The sequence below is a fragment of the Anaerophaga thermohalophila DSM 12881 genome, from assembly GCF_000191885.1.
Taxonomy (GTDB): Bacteria; Bacteroidota; Bacteroidia; order Bacteroidales; family Marinilabiliaceae; genus Anaerophaga; species Anaerophaga thermohalophila.
On sequence record NZ_AEWI01000037.1, the window covers coordinates 97,518 to 117,255 of the forward strand.

Here is a 19,738-nt window from a genome sequence, read left to right on the forward strand (position 1 = left end):
ACTGAAAGATTATTCTCAATAAAATTTATTACTTCTGCTTGTCGGGCTACTTTAACCTGACAAAATTAAGCAATATTATGGATGTTACGAAACAAAATTTCACAATAGACATTCCTTCCAGGAATTATTAAACAACAGCCGGCAAGTCAGAAATTATCAAAATTTAACACCCAAATCATTTGGAACAGCCGCCAAAAGCTTTTATATTTGCACTTGCTAAACAGGAACAAAAAGTAATAAAATATATTGCGGGGTGGAGCAGTTGGTAGCTCGTTGGGCTCATAACCCAAAGGTCGTCAGTTCGAGTCTGGCCCCCGCTACTAAAAACCGTAAACCAATTGGTTTTACGGTTTTTTTATTCTTCAACAATCTGTCAGACTTTTACAATACACTGCAAACCAACTTTTTATGGCAAAAAGGTTTTGCTTATTAATATTGAGTGCCGTATACTTTGTCAAAATCAAGGCGTTTTAAATTTTTGTACCGGAGTTAACTTATTGTTAATGAAGATGCAAAAATTTAAAACAACAACGAGATTGGCATCAAAGATGCTTTTTAGACCGGCCTCAATATTCAGTATATCAAGATCATCTTATATCTAACTGTAAATCCAACGACCTGTTAACATAACTCACTAATAATAAAAGTATTACTATGCGTCCTGGCTTCATTTTAACGAACTATTGATCCTTAATTTAGCAGGGGAATTCTCTTTCAATAAACCATGCGATTTTAGTATCTGCAAAAGGCACCTTATGAACCAAAAAATAGATTACACTATTGATTTACATATTTGTTTTTCTTACATTGCAAGAGAAATTAAGAAAACCAGCTTTAAGCATTACACAATAAATTAAAATGAGAAACCTTCAACGCCTGTGCCTAACAGTAGTAATTTTATTTGCATTTATTTCTGTATCATCAGGTCAGGACAGAATTACCGGGAAAACCTTCGCCACCCGGTCCGAAGTAATCGGCGAAAAAGGAATGGTGGCTACAAGCCAGCCCCTTGCCACGCAAATTGGCATTGATGTTCTTAAGAAGGGAGGAACAGCCGTCGACGCTGCCATTGCTGCCAATGCGGCATTAGGTTTAATGGAACCCACGGGAAGCGGAATCGGAGGTGATCTGTTTGCCATTGTATGGGATGCTCAAACCAAAAATCTTTATGGCATCAACGGAAGCGGACGTTCCCCCAGGTTGCTGACCATCGATTACTTTCTTTCAAACAGGATGGAAAAAATACCGGCTTACGGACCTTTAGCGGTTTCGGTGCCCGGTTGTGTCGATGCGTGGTTCGAACTTCATGACAAGTTCGGAAAATTATCCATGAAAGAAATACTTCAGCCTGCAATCACCTATGCTGAAGAAGGTTTCCCCGTGACCGAACTTATCAGCCATTATTGGGCGCTTTCGCTCAAACGATTTTCTGAATACCCGAATGTAATAAGCACCTTTTCTATTGACGGGAAAGCCCCTGAAAAAGGAGATATTTTCAGGAATCCGAATCTTGCCGGTACCTATCGCTTAATAGCAGAAGAAGGAAGAGATGCTTTTTATAACGGCCCCATTGCGGAAACCATCGTAAACTTTATACAAAACCAGGGCGGATTTTTATGTAAAGAGGATTTTTCACTTCATAAATCCGAATGGGTAGACCCAATACCTGTGGATTACCGGGGCTATACCCTGTGGGAACTTCCACCCAACGGCCAGGGAATCATCGCTCAGATAATGCTCAACATTCTTGAAGGTTATGAATTTTCCCCTGAAGATTTTGGTACAGCTCGCCATTTACATCTTGTGACAGAAGCCAAAAAGCTGGCCTTCGAGGATCGAGCCAAATTTATCGCCGACCCTGATTTTGCAAATATTCCTCTCAACCAACTGCTATCCGATGAATATGCTGCAAAAAGAAGAGCTTTGATAGATACTGCTAAAGCCGGCGCCTATTCACCCGGCACTGAATACCATAGCGAAACCGTTTATCTGACTGTGGCTGATCAATGGGGTAATATGGTATCGCTCATTCAAAGCAATTACCGGGGCATGGGATCGGGCATGGTTCCCCCGGAGCTGGGCTTTATGCTTCAAAACAGAGGAGAGCTTTTTTCCCTGAAACCCGGAGATGCCAACGAATATGCCCCGGGGAAGCGACCTTTTCATACAATCATTCCGGCTTTTGTTACCAAAGACGACAAACCCTGGTTAAGTTTCGGCGTAATGGGCGGCGATTTTCAACCCCAGGGACACGTTCAAATATTGATGAATCTGATTGACTTCAAGATGAATCTTCAGGAAGCAGGTGATGCTCCGAGATTTGCACATTCAGGCGGAAGTTCTCCTACCGGGATCAGAGAGAAATCCACCGGAGAAATCCATGCAGAAAAAGGCATACCGTACCAGACCATAAGAGCCTTAATGCAAATGGGACATAAAGTAACTTACGAATTGGGTATTTATGGTGGATTCCAGGGAATTATGTACGACCAGGAGAGAGGCATATATATCGGTGCTTCAGAGTCCAGAAAAGACGGACAAGCTGCTGGCTATTAGTATATGAGTCTACTCCTAAAACCTGAGTTTCTTTTGCCAATCACATTGTTGCAGACTCATGCAAATATCTGCCAAAATCGAAAACGATAACATGTTAAATTATCACTATTAAAAAGCTATTCGTCAAAAGATTTTGGATTAATCTCAGTAAAAGTATTTTTTTGAAGCACGAATTTTTTTTTGAAGGTATGAAACGAGCATGACAAAGATTGTCTCAAAAGAACATGTATAAATCCTTGCATGCGAGTTCCATCCGACCTTAATAAATAAATTTTATACGGATGAATATTAGAGCCAGAATTGTGAAATTTTTACCCTCCCGCAGGAAATTCAGTTGCTCAGGAAATCCATCCGGGTTTTTTGCAAGCAAAGATGCTACCGAGTTAATTCGTTCGTTAAATTTTGACATACCTGAATCAAAAATCATTTCATCGATTGACACCCTTGCACTCAAAATATCAAAAACCAGCCAGGCCGAATATATATTGATAGCACGGTTAACCCCGGAACAAAAATTCCAGGTTGAAGCATTTACGCATGGTGACAAAATTGATCAGCAAAAAAAATCGCTGCAGTTTGAAACAAAACTACTGAGCGCTTTACTGGAAAATAATACTGCTCACAGCAATGATCCCGCTGAAATTTTGTCACCGATCGGAACCACAAAACATAGTGCTAAATCGGTAACAGCCATGTTACTCAAAAACAATGAGGGCATTTCCATAGGAGCAATTTTTGTTTTCTCGCAGAAAAAACACCCGACGCTAACCACCATTAACTCTCTTCAGTTTTTTTCTTTCTTTGCAGCCTCCGAGTTAAGGCATCTCATCAACAAAGAAAAACTGGAAAAGAAAAACAAGGAGCTTTTAAGAACCGAAGAAGAACTAAAACTTAAGAACCAACTGCTGGACAACCTAAACCAGAACATTTCGAAAGCCAAACAGGTTGTTGACGAAAGCAGCCGGTTGCAATCGGCTTTTCTGGCCAATCTCAGTCATGAGATACGAACACCGATGAATGTAATTATGGGGTTTACCGAATTGCTGAGTGCCGAAAACATGTCGGCGGAACAGCGTTGTCATTACATCGACATAATCCAGCAAAACGGCACACGCCTTTTGCACATCATGGACTCTTTAATCGATATTTCACGTTTTCAGGCCAAAAATACCGGAAAAGAACAGGAAGCCTTCTCACTCAACCATATCATGAAGCAGCTTCATAACAACTATCTTTCGGAAATCACTATAACAGGGAAACCGCTGAATCTGAAAATCACCCTTGGAGCGCCCGACGGGAAAGACATTGTATCACTTGATAAAGAAGCTACCTATAAAGTACTGAATCACCTTCTGGATAATGCCGTGAAATTCACTGCATCAGGATATGTTCATTTCGGCTATGAAATGCGGGAAAAACATATTCTTTTCTTTGTAAAGGACAGCGGAACAGGTATCCCGGAAGGAAAAGAAAATGTAATATTTGATCTCTTCAGACAGGGAGATTTGCGTCTGAGCCGTCAGTTTGGAGGAACAGGCCTCGGACTGGCCATTGCCAAACGTTACGTTAGTGCCATGAACGGTCAGATATGGTGCCACAACAATGAAAACGAAAGATGTGGCGCTACCTTCAAATTCACTCTTCCATACCATCCTGAAATCAAAAAAGAACCCATTTCTGATGATAAGTACCAGGGAAAAAGAGGAAACAGCGGCAGCATTCGACAGCTCCAGTCTTCAGCATCATCATCCAAACCAGAAAAACAACAATAAAGAGACCGGAAAAATTAAAAGGCGGCCATCAGCAATCCAATATCTTTGGAAGGAAGATTAAATTTTTCCCCGATAGTGCGATTGGTCAGGATCCCCTTGTAAAGGTAAAGACCGTGACTGACGCCCATATCCTCCTTTATTAGCTGGCTCACACCACCAGACATGGCCAGTCTCAACAAAACCGGGGCAAAAATATTGCTCAGAGCAATAGACGCCGTACGGGCAACCCGCGATGAAATATTATGTACCCTGTAGTGGATAACCCCATGATGGATTATAACCGGTTCCTGTTGGTTGGATGAAGCAGTCACAGTTTCAATACATCCCCCATTTCCCATGCTCAGGTCGACAATAATTGAGCCTGGTTTCATCCCGGCAATCTGTTCTTCCGAAATAAGGAAACCACTCTGCGGGTCGAAATACCGTAAACTACCAATGACGGCATCGGCAGATTTCAAGGCTTTACTAAGCACCTGCGGATGAAGAATGGAAGTAAAAAGCCGTTGACCTACGTTTCGCTCAAGCTCACGCAAATTACGATAAGAATTATCAAACACTTTAACCTGACAACCAAGCCCCAACGCGGCCCTGACTGCAAATTCACCGGCTGTTCCCGCCCCGATAACAACTACTTCGGCAGGCGAAATTCCAGTGATTCCGCCCAGAAGAACCCCTTTGCCGTCCTTTTCCTTACTTAGGTATTCGGAAGCAATCATAATGGCGGCATATCCTTCTATTTCACTCATGCTCCTGACAACCGGGTAGCATTCCGATTCGTCTTTCAGAAATTCATAAGCCAATGCATTAATTTTCTTATGCATCAATTGCTGAATGGCGTTGCGATCCTGTTTCACAAGATGCAACAACGAAATTAACAGCTGCCCGGGAGATAATAACTGTCGTTCTTCTTCATCGGGAGGGGCTACTTTAAGAACAACATCACAGCGGAATGGATCTTCGTGATTATTGACAATGCGGGCACCTGCTTCAGAAAAGTCATGATCGTAATAACTGGCAGCATTACCTGCGCCGCTTTCAATCACAATCTCATGCCCGTTGGCTGTTAACAGTTCTACCCCCTGAGGCGTTAAAGGAATGCGGTTTTCATCATCTTCGCGTTCGCAGGGAATACCAAAAGACATGGATTTCTGCTTTCTCCTCACTTCCATTAACTCCTCTTTGGGCATTAAGCCTGATTGGTTCATGGCAAAATAATATGATGCACTTTCCCCGATGTCCCCCATACGATAAATCGTTAGATACGAATTTTAAATGTGTTACGAAATAATTTATGAGACTGGTATAAAAATCATCTTTGTTACCAATCCCATTGTTGTTTTCAATTTTTGAAACCTCACTAACAACAATGAGTTAACGCCGGTAAAAAAATTTAAAACGCCATGATTTTGAAAAAAATATGCTTTTTATACCGTACTCAATCATACAGCATATTAATAAAACCAAATACAGTAACCAAAAAAACAAATCATTCAAAATATTCACAAGACAGGGACGCAGATGCAACCTGTCGATGCAGCCGGAATTTTATAGAACAACCGTGTACATGAAATTTTCTGCGGTCAAGTTACAAAAAAATATATCGAGTTCCGAAATTTTGAAGCATGGAAATGAAGACCGTAGCAGATGTATATAGCTTACTCTGTTGCCCGAATGGTACGGGAACCATCCGGATTTTCAATAATTGTAACATCCAGGCGGTTATCGGGTAAAACATCGGCAACTTTCTCAGGCCATTCAATCAGGCAGATATGGTCACTGAAAAAGTAATCCTCATAACCCATATCAAAAACTTCGATCACATTTTTTAACCGGTAAAAATCAAAATGATAAATAACAGTTCCATTATCAGTGGTATATTCATTAACCAAAGCAAAACTGGGGCTGGTCACCGTACCGGTTACCCCCATAACACGACACAAACCTTTGATAAAAGTGGTTTTACCCACGCCCATCTCGCCGTAAAATGCTACCACCTTGTGCTCACGTAGCAGTGGCAAAAATTCCTTCGCCACTTTTTCAATTTCCTGTTCCGACTGTATGGTAAAAATGTGCATCATATATTTACAACAGATCATTAGATTTGATATCAGATTTAAGACGATTCGTTCGTATAACCCTGATTAAAGCGTTGTTCCGGTTAAAGCGGGACGAGTTGTACCAGTGGAACCAGCATCTCTTCAAGCGAAATACCTCCGTGCTGAAATGTGTCTTTGTAATAATTAACGTAATAGTTGTAATTATTGGGGTAAGCAAAAAAATCATCTCCTTTGGCAAAAATATAAGAAGTAGACACATTGACCCGGGGAAGAAACGCACTTTCCGGTCTTTTTACTTCAAATACATCTTTTGCATTGTAGGCCAGATTCTTACCCTGTTTGAAGCGCAGATTTGTATTAGTATTGCGGTCACCCACCACTTTCAGAGGATGTTGTACACGTACGGAACCATGGTCGGAGGTAAGAATAACCCGCACCTTTTCTCCAGAAAGCTTCTTGAGTAAATCAAACAAGGGTGAATGCAAAAACCACGAACGTGTTAAAGAACGATAAGCCGACTCATCGGAAGCCAACTCGCGTATCATCTTCATTTCTGTCCGGGCATGCGATAACATATCAATAAAATTGAACACCAGAACGTTCAGATCGTAGGTTTTCAATTGCCCGGGATTATCGGCCAACCTCCTCCCGGCTTCCGTATCACTAATCTTATGATATGAGTAGGTAAAAGAACGCCGCATCCGTTTGAGAAAAGTACCTATCAACTCTTCTTCGTATTGATTACGGCCACCTTCGTCGTCCTCGTCTACCCACAAATCGGGATAAATCTCTTCTATCTGAGTGGGTAAAAGCCCCGAAAACAGAGCATTCCGGGCATACTGAGTTGCCGTTGGCAAAATACTGCAATACAGGTTATCAGCTACCACATCGAAATAAGGACGTATGTCATGACGAATGGTTTCCCATTGGTCGAGCCTGAAATTATCGATGACTACCAAAACGACCCTTTCCCCTTTGTCAAGATGCGGAAGTACATAGTTTTTGAATACCCGGTGCGACATCATGGGACCGGAATTATCGGTGAGCCAGTTTTCATAGTTGTCTTTCACGGTTCGGGCAAACAGCTGGTTTGCTTCACTCTTCTGCATTTTCAATACCTCATCCATAGGACTGTTGGTACTTTGAAGCTCAAGTTCCCAGTAAACCAGCTTTTTATACACCTCACTCCACTCATTTATGCTGAGCCGGTCACTGAGCCTGAATCCGATGTTAGAGAACACGGCCTGATAATCGCTGGTTGCTTTTTGTGAAACCAGCCGATCGCGGTCAACATGTCTTTTTATCGATGACAGAATCTGGTTAGGCTTAACAGGCTTGATAAGGTAATCAGCTATTTTGCTCCCTATGGCCTGATCCATTATGTCCTCTTCTTCACTTTTGGTTATCATGATCACGGGCAGGCTCGGTCTGATCTCCTTCATTTGAGAAAGGGTTTCGAGGCCACTCATGCCGGGCATATTTTCATCAAGAAAAACCAGATCAAAATTATGCTCTTCCAGAATATCAACAGCATCGTTCCCATTGGTTGCTGACTCTACAATGAATCCCTTTTCCTTTAGAAATATCAGATGTGATTTCAGGTGTTCCATTTCATCGTCCACCCAGAGTATCCTGATTTTTTTTGTCTCTTCCATGGTAAATTCTCCTTCAAAACAACTTTCCCGACAGTCTTTATCTGTTTCTTTCGGTATAGGAATGTTCGGGAATTTCACTTTCATTTATGATAACGGCCGAAGGATCACTCCCCTGCAAATATTTCTCCAAAAAGAATGCTTTGTAATCTTCGACATCAGTAGCATTCTCTATTTTTTGCCGGTTATCTTCGGATATAATCACTACAAGTGGTTCCTTAACATTGTTCACATTGAAAACAGAAGGCTGATTGATCAACGAAAAGAAATAGTCGAGTCCCGTTCGTTTATTGGCAAACGGTCCTGTTTCCAAAACTGAGAGCGCAGGCGACAACTGCGACGTTTCAAGCTGGAGACCCCCTGTTGCGAAATGGTCAAAATTGAAATTGGCCAACTGAAACATAAGCTCGTTAATATCTGTCTCATTATCAAGAACAATCATCAAATAATGGGTTGTATCCGGTGCTTCCGTAAATTTTCCTGAGGCCAATTTCTCCGAAGTGGCTGTCTCTGTTGTCTGGGCGGATGAAACACTGCTCCGGAGTGACGATGCAAGATCAATTTTTCCGGGCAATTGACCTTCATTGAGTTGTTGAAGCCAATATCCGGCTACTTCAGCCTGGGTAGTGCGTGGAAAATCATCCACAATTTGTTGCAGATATTCCCTGAACAATTGTGCTCTGTTAAGCTGACTATAAGCAAATGCATTCAGCAAGGAAGCCTGTGGAAGCAATGGTTCATAATGTTGCCTGAATATTGGCTCCGTTGCCTTCAAAACGGCATTCCATTCACCATTTTTAAAATGATTGTAAGCACCGGTATAAATCTGCTCCATCTCATGCTCAGATTCACCCAGCTTTTCGAAATAATCAGGATCATTGACAAACTGTGCAAAACGGCTGTCGGGGTAATCATCTGTGATAACTTCACCGTAATGCTGAATGCATTTTTGATCGTTCAATTCGCGGCAAGCGAGGTAAATTCCCATAAGAGTCTGCTCTCTGTAGGGTGTTTCAGGATATTGAGCCAGAAGCTCTTCATAAAAAGTCACCGCCTCGGAATATTTTTTAAAATTATTGGCCAATATATTTCCTGCACTGAAGAGCGATTTCTGTATTTTCTGGTGAGACACGGCCTTTTCTTCAGAGGTAAGCGGAAGCCCGGAAATAAGACTTTCCCGGGTTGGTGTCCCGGTTTGAATCGTTTCTTCTGCTGACGGTGTATCTTTACCCGGTCGGGCCTGACTATCAGCAAAAGGATCGCCAGGCATCATACGATCATTTCCGTCATCCTGTTGTTCCTGAGCTTGTTTATTGGAACGCCGCCAGTTATCTTCCAACTTGCGTCTTCCCCAGCGTTTTTCAAATTCCATTTGACCGAGACTGACCATGGTTTGGTTATAGAAATACCAATTCCCCGATTCATCCGTTTCCCTGTTACCACGGTTGGCAAAATTACGATAAAAGAAGGCGTCGTCGGTGGTATCGATAAACCCGCTCTCTTCCTCTTTCTGCTGCATTTGAGCAAGCAAATTATCAATAAAGATGTTTCTCTCTTCTTCGGGCAGTTCCGCTATTCTCAGGACGCTGTCTTCATATTCAATGGTTCGGAGACTTTGAGCGAGCGGTTCCAACCGTTTTTTTATCTTTTCAACCTCAGAAATATCATTATAGTCTGACGGAAGAGATGCTAATGTAGAATCGTAGTAGGCTTCAGCGGCAATATAGTCGCCGGATTCAAAATAGACATCGGCCATTCGCTTATAGATGTTCCCGGCCAGGATACGGTTGCGGCCTCCGTACCCTGCAGCCAGTTCCAAATTGGTTAACGCCATCAGGGTATCGCCCTCCTGGAACCATGTTTCTGCGATAGCGTAATAAATTTGATCGCGATAATCAAGGTTTTTAAATTCTTTCGCATATTTTTCCAGTTTATTTCTGGCTTTTTGAGGATTATCCGGCCTGCCCTCCAGCAGGGCCTGCTCTATCATAGCATGAATGGTGATTTCATAATCGGGTTTTAACCTTATGACCCGGGTAAAGGCTTCGAGCGCCATATTTTCTCTTCCGGTTCTTTGTGCCAGCTGCCCCAGCACAAAGTGCCAGCGTATTTTTTCCCACCGGTCGCCCGTGTTCTCTGCTGCTTTGAAACAATAATCAATAGCTTTATCATACTTTCCCTGAGCCAACCAATACCAGGCATAGGTAGATTGCTCCAGCACGAAATACTTTTTTTCATCGCCAATTTCGGATGAATATTGCTGTAAAATCCGGGAAGCATTCTCAAACTCATCCATTTCTATATAAGCTCTTGCCATCCACAGCAAGGCTTCAAACCGTGTATCCTTTTCCGGAAAAATTTGCAGCACCATATCAAAAGCACTGATCGCCTCATACCATTCCTGAGAATAAATATGGGCTTTCCCTATCAGCATCCAGGCATCATCGACCCAACGGTTGAATTCGCGCTGATTATAAAAATCGCGATAATCCACTGAGCCTCCTGAAGGTTCTCGCCGGGGTTTTGCAGTGATGGAATGTTTTTCGATCAGTTTATGTCCTTTTCGAATGGCTCTGTTCATCTGTGATGCAGGCACCTGTCCGCCAGCTGCCTTGCAATAAGCAAACACAGGCAACACAACTGTATAGTCGTTCTTTACCGTCTCACGCATTCTTTCGCGGCCTTCTTCGAAACTCTGAACACCATTGAAAAGAATATTGTATCTTGCGGTAAGATTATGGTATCCCCTCGATAACCAGGTATTCTTCTGCACAGAACAACCCCAGAAGGCAAACAAAATAAGAATATATGTCAGGTATTTCTTCATCCGTATAAAATTTATTTATTATGGTCGGATGGAACTCGTCCCGGGTAATCGCGACTCGTTTCTTCATGTAAAAATCCCTACCGATAATACATTATAAACTGCCATGCAGCAAAAATATTTCCCAAAATGAATCAGAAAAAATACTTTTATACTTGTGTCTGGTAAAACTTGACTGATACTTTAAAACAACAAAGATAATCATACCTTCGAAAGAATATGAGAATAGATATTATAGAAGATGATCCCTTTTTCAACCGCATCATAGAACAAGTGGTTAAACAAAACGGGTATCATGAGGTAAAGGTACACTTCAACGGAGAAAGCTTTCTGAATGAACAACCATCTTCGGTTGAGGTTGTAACACTTGACCTTGGTCTGCCCGACATATCGGGAACCGAGCTAATGGAAAAAATAAAATCCAACAACCCCGAAACCGAAATAATTGTAATATCGGGTCAGGACAACCTGCCTTTAGCGGTACAACTTCTGAAACAAGGCGCTTACGATTACATTACCAAAGATGAAAACATTAAAGACAGATTGCTGCATACTTTAAAGAAAATAGAACATCATAACAGCTTAAAACAAGAGCTGGCACAACTAAAAAATGAAGTTTCGGACCGCTATGAATTTCGGCAAAGCATTATAGGTAACAGTTACGCTATAAAAAACACGTTTACCCTCATCGAAAAGGCCATTAAAGTCCCAAACATCAATATTTCGCTGCACGGAGAAACGGGAACAGGAAAAGAGCTGACAGCAAAAACCATTCATTATAATTCATCGCGCAAAAATAATCCCTTTGTTACTCTGAATGTAAGCTCACACATGAAAGACCAGTTGAGAACCGTCCTGTTTGGTGTTGAAAAAGGAGCTTTTACCGATGCCCTGATGACGACCAAAGGCAAGATAGAAGAGGCAGGTGACGGCACATTATTTATTGATGAGATCACCGATCTGGATACGGAAATGCAATTATTGTTCCTGAATATTCTACAAGAGAAAAAATTTACCAGAATTGGTGGCACCGAGGAAATTCCGGTGAAATGCAGGTTCATAAGCGCAACAAGTTCGGACCTGCTTCAGGAAGTGAGTGAAAAAAGGTTCAGAGAAGACCTTTACTACCATTTAATCGGATTGCCAATTGCTACCCCGCCGCTCAGGGAAAGAGGAAAAGACATCATTTTGCTTGCCGATTATTTCCTTGACAAATTCTGCAGGGAGAATAATATGGCTCCAATCACTTTAACGCCAGGGGCCAAAAAAAAACTACTTATGCACAATTTTCCCGGTAACGTAAGGGAATTAAAATCTATAACCGAATTGGCGGCAGTATTGTCTAACAATGAATCAATCAGGGAAGAACACATTGTTTTCAGTACTTCGGAATCTACTCCCGAATTACTTCACGAGGAGCTCACTCTCAAAGAATACAACGAACGAATCATTATGCATTTTCTGAATAAGTACAATAATGTAATGGTGGTTGCTGATAAGCTGAAAATAGGCAAATCTACCATTTACAATTTGCTGAAACAGCATAGTGCAACATCCCTCAAAAACGACAAGTCAATTTAATTCAATAAACTTCACGTTTTCGCTTTTTATCCGATCACACAGGCACTATTTCCGATATCCGGGGCACTCTCTGCTTAACCACCATTTCAACACCTCCTTTGAGCGTTTGAATACTCATGGGGCATCCGTCGCAGGCACCGGTCAACTTAACTTTCAGACGCAGATCATCGGTAAGCTCCACAAATGTAATATCTCCCCCATCGGATTGCAGGTAGGGCCTGATTACATCCAATGCTTCCAGTACCTCTCTGGTCAGTTCTTCCTTGTCGAAATCCATACTCTGATTATTTTCTGTTTATTTCAACCACTTTGGTAGGTGGCAGTTTTTGGTTGCGTTCCTCAACCGCTTTAACAACTTCCCCGCCCAGGGAGGTGAAAGCTTTACCGGTAACGCTGTCGGGATTCAGTGCCGATGGTTGTCCGCTGTCTCCTCCTTCGCGGATGCTCTGTACAATGGGTATCTGCCCCAGCAGTCTCACATTCAACTCTTCGGCCAGTCGGCGGCATCCACCTTCTCCAAAGATATAATACTTGTTTTCGGGAAGTTCGGCAGGCGTAAACCACGACATATTCTCAACCAATCCCAATACAGGCACATTGATATTCTCGCCGGTAAACATGCTGATTCCTTTGCGTGCATCAGCAAGGGCAACATCCTGTGGGGTGCTGACAATGAGTGCTCCTGTAATGGAGATGGTCTGTACGGCAGTCAGATGAATATCACTGGTACCGGGTGGAAAATCTATGAACAAATAGTCCAACTCTCCCCAATCGCCATCACCAATGAGCTGCTTGAGAGCATTGGTAGCCATTGCTCCTCTCCAGACAAGTGCATCATTGGGATCAACAAAATACCCAATGCTCAGTATCTTAACTCCGTACTTTTCAACCGGAATAATTTTGTCTTTGCCTTCAACCTTTCGAAGCAAAGGTCTCGCATCTTCGGTATGAAACATTTTAGGAATGGATGGCCCGTAAATATCAGCATCCAGGAGTCCCACCCTATATCCCATACGGGCAAGAGCCACTGCAAGGTTTGCAGCAACCGTTGATTTGCCGACGCCTCCTTTACCGGACGCCACAGCCACAATGTTTTTCACTTCAGGCAAAAACTTTGCAGCCGGTTTCGGAGCCCTGGGATTTACTTTGATAAAAATATTTCCTTCTATTTCGGCGTCCTCACCAACATATTTTTTTATGGCCTGAACCGAAGCCTTCCGGATGGAAGAGATAAATGGATCATTAGCTCTGTCGAACTTCAGACTGAAACTGATACGTTTACCGTCTATCCGGATATCATCTTCAACCATCCCCAACGTAACAATATCTTTTTCCTTTTCGGGATGCACAACATGCTTCAAGGCATCAATGACCAACTGGGGGTAAAAACTCATAACTAAATTTATTTAAACTTTTTAAATATAAGGACAAAGATAAAAAATTTTTCAGAATGCGAACAATGGTTTATTTGAGTCAGATTTATTCATCAGTATATAATTTACTTAAGTTATTGGTCGAATAGAACTCGCATGTAAGAATTTATACTTGACTTTATTGAGGTAAACCCCGTCATTCTTGTTTCATCTTAAATCTTATATCTAAAAATCTAATAATCTGTTAAGGCAAACTTTGCCATGCTCGTTTCATGAGTTTTCGTGATGAGATAAATCTATCACCTCAGGTGCCCAAAAAACTTTCTGAAAATCCATCACTTTGTCGTTTTTTACTCTAACCCCCTCACTTTCAAGCAATTCCTGCATTGTATTCGCATTAGGAAAGGCATGTTTTCCGGTAAGCATACCATTGCGGTTGACGACTCTGTGAGCAGGTAAATACCCGGTGTGCGAAAAAGCTTTATTCATAGCCCATCCCACCATCCGTGCAGCACCCGGCGAACCAATGGCGGCAGCCACAGCACCATAAGTGGTAACACGGCCGGCAGGTATTAGCTTCACTACCCCGTAAACCCGTGAAAAAAAATCATTGTTTTCAGACATGACAATCGCTTATAGTATATTGTTGTTTGCTGAACGCGCGGGCTTCACACTTCTTCCTGCGCTCCTGTAACTATCGGGTTCAATTTCAATATCAGGTTCTTTAAGTCGTTCAGCATCATGGAGTCTGAATTTCAGATATTTTATCGGGATGCCGTGTTCGAGCCATTTACTTTCATAATAGGTCGTGATTCCTGTAATTTCGTCTTTATATCCGCTTGCATGCAAATCGGTCTCATCGGCCAGCGGAGTAATGGCATTTTCCTCCAGAAGCGCCCTGGTATATGTATAAAGGAAGTTACTGTCGGTTTTAAGATGCACTATTCCGCCCGGTTTCAAAAAACTACCATATCGTTTTAAGAAATAAGTGCTGGTTAAACGTTTGCTTGCTTTTTTGATTTGAGGATCAGGAAATGTGAGCCAGATTTCATCCACCTCGGACGGTGCAAAGAAAGACTGAACAACCTCAATTCGTGTCCGCAGAAATCCAACATTTTCCAGGCCCTCTTTTAATGATTGGGTAGCGCCGCTATACATCCTGCTACCTTTTATGTCGACACCGATAAAATTTTTCTCCGGAAACCGGCGAGCCAGGCCAACTGTATATTCTCCTTTTCCGCAACCCAGTTCCAGTACGATCGGATGCTCATTATTAAAAAAATCACTTTTCCACTTTCCCTTTAATGCATGATCGGCATTGAAAACTTCATCAAAACTGACCTGAACCACATGCGGGTAAGTAGCCATTTCAGCAAATTTTTTTAACTTGTTTTTCCCCACAACCAATTTGTTTGTTTTTATACCGCACTCATCTCTCCGAACTATCCTCAGACAATTCAGCCTTTTCAATCCATAATGAAAACGATTGAATGCCAGGCAATTCATCGCGGCGCATGCCCTGAGTTACAGAAAATGTCAATTGACCGGGAGAACTCAGCTTTACGTCTCTTCTGTAAAGCCAGTATAAAGTTCGTTCTTTGTCGCTCCCTTTTCCGATCCACTGACCGTCCGGCTCGGCCAGAAAATATTCAATGGTATCGGTCTGCATTTTTCCGTCAGGACTTTCCACATCGACAAAAAGCCATAAATTACTGTATGGATAGTCGTTGTTGTGCTCAAGTGAAAACCCAATATTTATTACCTGCGAAGTATCTTCCACCACCGGTTTAAAGACCAGTGTTGAGTCTTTATGCCACAACTGATCCCGGAACGCTTTGCCGGTTTCGTAAATCGTACCCCGGTTACAGGCGGTAAACGCCAGGATAAAGACAAGGAATATTAATAAAGTACTAAACCTCATTATCCCCGGAAGAGTTGGATGATCTGTTTTTCCTGCGCCTTCTGTTCTGATTAATTGCATTTCCGGATTTATTTGAACTTTTTCTTCGTTTACTTTTTCTCTTTTTCCCCGATTTTTTGTTTTGTTCATCGAACCTGGTAATACTGTCCTCTCCTACCACATTGGTATAATCGATTTCGGAAACCACGGCAGAAGTAACGGTTTCCGAGGCCAGCCTGGTTACTTTACGGCCCTGTTTGTTGAGTTCAATGATCTCTTTAACTTTCTCAACGGCCAGCATCACCACATTGCCGGTGTTTTCACTTCCGGTGGAAAACCACATCAGCCTTTTAAAAATATCGGTTTTGAAGTGATAATAAGTTTCTGTTTCTGTTTCCAGAGGCACATCTGTTGGCGGAAAGTCTTTCTGCGCATCAATATATGCATCCAGCTCATAATTGAGGCAACATTTCAACTTTCCGCACTGACCAGCCAGTTTTTGCGGATTCAAAGATATTTCCTGATACCTGGCCGCATTGGTTGTTACAGAAACGAAATTAGTGATCCAGGTAGAACAGCACAATTCTCTTCCGCACGGACCGATTCCGCCAATACGACCGGCCTCCTGACGGGCCCCAATCTGTCGCATTTCAATCCTGACTTTAAAGCGATCGGCCAGTACTTTTATTAATTCCCGGAAATCAACACGCTCATCGGCAATGTAATAGAAAATTGCTTTAGTACCATCCCCCTGATATTCAACATCGCCAATTTTCATGTTCAAATTCAACCTTTCGGCAATGCGACGAGACTCCAGCATGGTTTCATGTTCCAGAGCTTTGGCTTCCTCCCACTTATCGATATCCACCGGCTTAGCCTTCCGGTAAACTCTTTTGAATTCGTAATCAGAGGGATCCTGTTTGTTTTTCTTCATTTGCAAAAGCACCAGCTCTCCGGTAAGGGTAACCACCCCGATATCGTGCCCCGGCGACGCCTCAACAGCAACAATATCACCTTTTTTTAGTTTAAGATGATTGCTGTTCCGATAAAATCCCTTTCTTGTATTCTTGAACTGAACTTCCACAATATCCGTTTCTTTCCCGGCCCTGGGGAGATCAGACAACCAGTCAAACACTTCAAGTTTACCACACCGGCTGCTACATGTATCACATTTACTATTTTGCGGAATAGCTTCTGTATCCATAAAAAACACTTTTTTTAAGAGAGCCTTGCCCCGGAAAACCCACAGTTAACATAATGGCGATTCCCATATCGTATTTTCTGATATCGGACACTCAACCACTCAACAATAGCCGCGAAACAGGCGGACCGTTGTCCGTTATCCCGGTCAACACTCTCTGGGTATATATTAATTTTAACTAAAGATCGACTCAGACAAGGTTGTTGGTTAACCTGAACAAACCGCTTATCTTCATCGACATATCGAAAAGTACAAGTTTAGCGTTACCGTTCTGTTCAATGTGGGCCAAAGCCAGCTCATATTCTTTTACCATTTGTTGCACATTGCGATCGTTCACAAAAGACTTGAAATTTCCGATAAACTTATTTTCGGACGGAGTGGCATAGACCAACTCCGGTATATCATAATTAGCAATATAGCTCTCGCGCAGAATATCAATACAATAAAGCAAAAGGTTCTTCAGTTGCTCACGGGGCAATGCTGCCGCTCTGTCGACCCAATCATTAATGGCATCCAGTTTCCCGGAAAAGGCATTACGCATTGCAGATGCAAACATATCATGAAAAAACTGCTTTTCCTCACTGTTGCTTATAATGTCACGGGCTTCGATAAAGTTACCTCTTGAAATGCGGGCTGCTGTTTCCGCCTCCTCCCGGGTAATACCGAAAGTACTTTTCAGAGCTTCTGCAAGTGATGCTTCATCAATTTTGGGAATCTTCAGTTGCTGGGTACGCGACAAAATCGTTGGCAACACTCCAGCGGGATAATCCGAAACCAGTACAAACAAAGTTCTTGGCGGTGGCTCTTCCAATATTTTAAGAAGCTTGTTGGCAGCAAAATTGTGCATTTTCTCAGGTTGCCAGATAATCATAACCTTATACTTCCCCTCAAAGGTTTTGAGGTTTAATTTTTTTATGATCTCGTTGCCTTCCTGAGTATAGATCATTCCCTGCCCACGTTCGGCCCCGATAAATGAAAACCATTCACGCTCATTAAAATAAGGACTTTGAATAATAAATCTGCGCCACTCATCCATGTAGTCACTACTTACTACAGGTTTACTGCTGTTTTTCTTAACCACGGGAAACACAAAATGCAGGTCGGGATGAACGAGCCTGGACATCTTCTTACATGCCGAACACTCTCCACAGGCATCTTCAGCTCCCGGATTTTTGCAGTTAACATATTGTGCAAAAGCGAGGGCAAGCGGTATCTGACCGGCGCCGGGCGGGCCCGTAAAAAGTTGTGCATGACTGATACGCTCCTCACGAACCATTGATATCAGGTGCTTTTTTACAGATTGTTGTCCTACGATGTCCTTAAATAGCATACCGTTCGCTCTGTTAAAGTTGATGGTCAAAGATAAGAAAAACATCCGGACAGTCTTTTCTAAATTATTGTCCTACTTTTGTAATATCATTAAACAGAAAGCCATAAGAAGCCAGGTGACAGAAAACACTGAAATAGCTGCAAAAAAGACGGTACTGTTTTGTCCGCTTGACTGGGGACTGGGACATATTGCCCGCGATTTACCACTCATTAAAGAATTCAGTAAACACGGCCACCGGGTTATCGTTGCTGCCTCTCAGACACTTATCGACTGGCTTGAAAAAGAATTTCCCCAGGTAGAAACAACTTTATTCGAAGGGCCGGATATCCGTTACACCAAAAACAGTGCCTTGTTTCTGAAAATGATATTTATTCTACCGCACTTGTTTCGATGGCTGATAAAAGAGAAAAATATCACATCAGTACTGGTAGAAAAATATCACCCCGATCTAATAGTGTCGGATAATCGATACGGAGCAAGGCACTATTCGGTGTATTCTGTAATTATTACTCACCAGTTAATGTTAAAAATGCCCTTGTTGCTGAGATGGGCCGAATACCCCGTGTATCTTTTGATAAAAAGGCTGATACGACCATTCAGGGAATGTTGGGTGCCCGATTTTGAAAAAGAACACTCCCTCGCCGGTGATCTGGTGCACAAATACCCCCTGCCGAAAAATGCAAGACTAATTGGTTCCCTTTCCCGTTTCGACGATCCGGAGCTTCCCGTTGACATAAGCAAACGGCCCGCCCCAAAAAGTCTGTTGGCAATTATTTCGGGCCCGGAACCGCAACGTTCTTTACTGGAAGAAAAACTGAAAAACATTCTGAATAATTACCCGGGGGAAATATGCATTGTAAGAGGAACCGATATAAAATCGGCCGAGGTAAAAAAGACCACGCAGAACATGAAGATATACAATCACTTACAGACTCCATACCTGCTGAAAAAAATAAAAGAATCTGATGTAATCATTTCACGGCCTGGATATTCAACGATTATGGATATGTATACGCTGAAAAAAAGTATTCTGATGATTCCTACGCCGGGGCAAACAGAGCAGGAGTATCTGGCTAAGCATCATCACAACAACTTACACAAACTTCTGAACATTAAACACATCAACACCTTCGACAACCTTCCGCATCCCCTTCCTCCGAAAGTGTTAAATAATATTTCGGCGACGAAAAATTTTCGGGAAGTCCTTAAGGAATTGTATTGAATTGTATCTGATAAAACAGACAACCAGTTAGATTATCGTTTTAATAAACTTACTTTTACTTATTATTAATAAAGTTAAAAATTAAAAAAGACGCCCATGCGTTTGTTTTTTCAGCAAAACATTAAAGTATTGATTTTTAATTCATTGGAACATTAGCATTATGTAAACGCCGGATAATAAAGCAAATAAACTACGAGTGACGTTAATCTAAAAATTCGCAGCATTCATCACAAAAAAGAAACCTTTAATAACAAAATCGAGTATTCTTGA

Annotated in this window: 15 protein-coding genes and 1 tRNA gene; 5 read left to right on the forward strand and 11 right to left on the reverse strand. The window is 42.1% G+C overall.

All coding sequences use genetic code 11. The features are described 5' to 3' along the window. The first annotated feature begins 247 nt into the window (after positions 1-247). From ATH1_RS0111525 to ATH1_RS0111535, 3 genes are all read left to right on the forward strand, one after another. Positions 248-320 (forward strand) — tRNA-Met (locus ATH1_RS0111525). A 538-nt stretch (positions 321-858) separates the two neighbouring features. Continuing rightward, complete coding sequence (gene ggt / locus ATH1_RS0111530; RefSeq protein WP_010421772.1) at positions 859-2,556, forward strand: gamma-glutamyltransferase; 1,698 nt, start codon at positions 859-861, stop codon at positions 2,554-2,556. Between the two features lie 281 nt (positions 2,557-2,837). Beyond that, positions 2,838-4,328, forward strand: coding sequence for a sensor histidine kinase (locus tag ATH1_RS0111535; RefSeq protein ID WP_010421775.1), 1,491 nt, complete (start codon positions 2,838-2,840; stop codon positions 4,326-4,328). Positions 4,329-4,342: 14 nt separating this feature from the next. On the opposite strand, the gene ATH1_RS0111540 is transcribed toward ATH1_RS0111535, so the two are convergent. The 4 genes from ATH1_RS0111540 to porW all read right to left on the reverse strand — a co-directional run bounded on the left by ATH1_RS0111540 (position 4,343) and on the right by porW (position 10,864). Next, positions 4,343-5,572 carry an alanine dehydrogenase gene (locus ATH1_RS0111540; RefSeq protein WP_010421778.1) on the reverse strand — a complete coding sequence of 410 codons (1,230 nt, stop codon included), beginning with the start codon at positions 5,570-5,572 and terminating at the stop codon, positions 4,343-4,345. A 411-nt stretch (positions 5,573-5,983) separates the two neighbouring features. After that, positions 5,984-6,406 carry a tRNA (adenosine(37)-N6)-threonylcarbamoyltransferase complex ATPase subunit type 1 TsaE gene (gene tsaE, locus ATH1_RS0111550; protein WP_211208081.1) on the reverse strand — a complete coding sequence of 141 codons (423 nt, stop codon included), beginning with the start codon at positions 6,404-6,406 and terminating at the stop codon, positions 5,984-5,986. 80 nt (positions 6,407-6,486) lie between these two features. Further along, positions 6,487-8,124: a T9SS response regulator signal transducer PorX gene (porX, locus tag ATH1_RS0111555; RefSeq protein ID WP_010421786.1), complete on the reverse strand. Its 1,638-nt coding sequence runs from the start codon at positions 8,122-8,124 to the stop codon at positions 6,487-6,489. Next, a complete protein-coding gene (porW, locus tag ATH1_RS0111560; protein ID WP_010421788.1) occupies positions 8,078-10,864 on the reverse strand; it encodes a type IX secretion system periplasmic lipoprotein PorW/SprE in 2,787 nt (928 codons plus the stop codon). Before porW ends, porX begins: the two co-directional genes overlap by 47 nt. Before the next feature lie 216 nt (positions 10,865-11,080). Here porW and ATH1_RS19395 point away from each other — a divergent pair, with 216 nt between their 5' ends. Beyond that, a complete protein-coding gene (locus tag ATH1_RS19395; protein ID WP_010421790.1) occupies positions 11,081-12,442 on the forward strand; it encodes a sigma-54-dependent transcriptional regulator in 1,362 nt (453 codons plus the stop codon). Positions 12,443-12,476: 34 nt separating this feature from the next. Here the strand turns inward: ATH1_RS19395 and ATH1_RS0111570 are convergent, their stop codons facing one another. From ATH1_RS0111570 to ATH1_RS0111600, 7 genes are all read right to left on the reverse strand, one after another. After that, positions 12,477-12,719, reverse strand: coding sequence for a NifU family protein (locus ATH1_RS0111570; protein ID WP_010421793.1), 243 nt, complete (start codon positions 12,717-12,719; stop codon positions 12,477-12,479). A gap of 7 nt (positions 12,720-12,726) precedes the next feature. Then, on the reverse strand, positions 12,727-13,836 hold the full coding sequence (locus ATH1_RS0111575) for an Mrp/NBP35 family ATP-binding protein (RefSeq protein ID WP_010421796.1): 1,110 nt from the start codon (positions 13,834-13,836) through the stop codon (positions 12,727-12,729). Between the two features lie 249 nt (positions 13,837-14,085). Next, complete coding sequence (locus ATH1_RS0111580; RefSeq protein ID WP_010421800.1) at positions 14,086-14,439, reverse strand: MGMT family protein; 354 nt, start codon at positions 14,437-14,439, stop codon at positions 14,086-14,088. A 9-nt stretch (positions 14,440-14,448) separates the two neighbouring features. Then, a complete protein-coding gene (gene trmB, locus ATH1_RS0111585; RefSeq protein WP_010421802.1) occupies positions 14,449-15,216 on the reverse strand; it encodes a tRNA (guanosine(46)-N7)-methyltransferase TrmB in 768 nt (255 codons plus the stop codon). 28 nt (positions 15,217-15,244) lie between these two features. Further along, positions 15,245-15,736, reverse strand: coding sequence for a gliding motility lipoprotein GldH (locus tag ATH1_RS0111590; protein ID WP_010421806.1), 492 nt, complete (start codon positions 15,734-15,736; stop codon positions 15,245-15,247). Next, positions 15,726-16,919 carry a PSP1 domain-containing protein gene (locus ATH1_RS0111595; RefSeq protein WP_010421808.1) on the reverse strand — a complete coding sequence of 398 codons (1,194 nt, stop codon included), beginning with the start codon at positions 16,917-16,919 and terminating at the stop codon, positions 15,726-15,728. Before ATH1_RS0111595 ends, ATH1_RS0111590 begins: the two co-directional genes overlap by 11 nt. 187 nt (positions 16,920-17,106) lie before the next feature. Next, complete coding sequence (locus ATH1_RS0111600) at positions 17,107-18,246, reverse strand: DNA polymerase III subunit (RefSeq protein WP_029164101.1); 1,140 nt, start codon at positions 18,244-18,246, stop codon at positions 17,107-17,109. Positions 18,247-18,361: 115 nt separating this feature from the next. Between ATH1_RS0111600 and ATH1_RS0111605 the strand changes: the two genes are divergently transcribed. Further along, positions 18,362-19,468 (forward strand): glycosyltransferase, encoded by a 1,107-nt coding sequence (locus ATH1_RS0111605; protein ID WP_245531776.1) that lies wholly within the window; start codon positions 18,362-18,364, stop codon positions 19,466-19,468. The last annotated feature ends 270 nt before the right edge of the window (positions 19,469-19,738 follow it).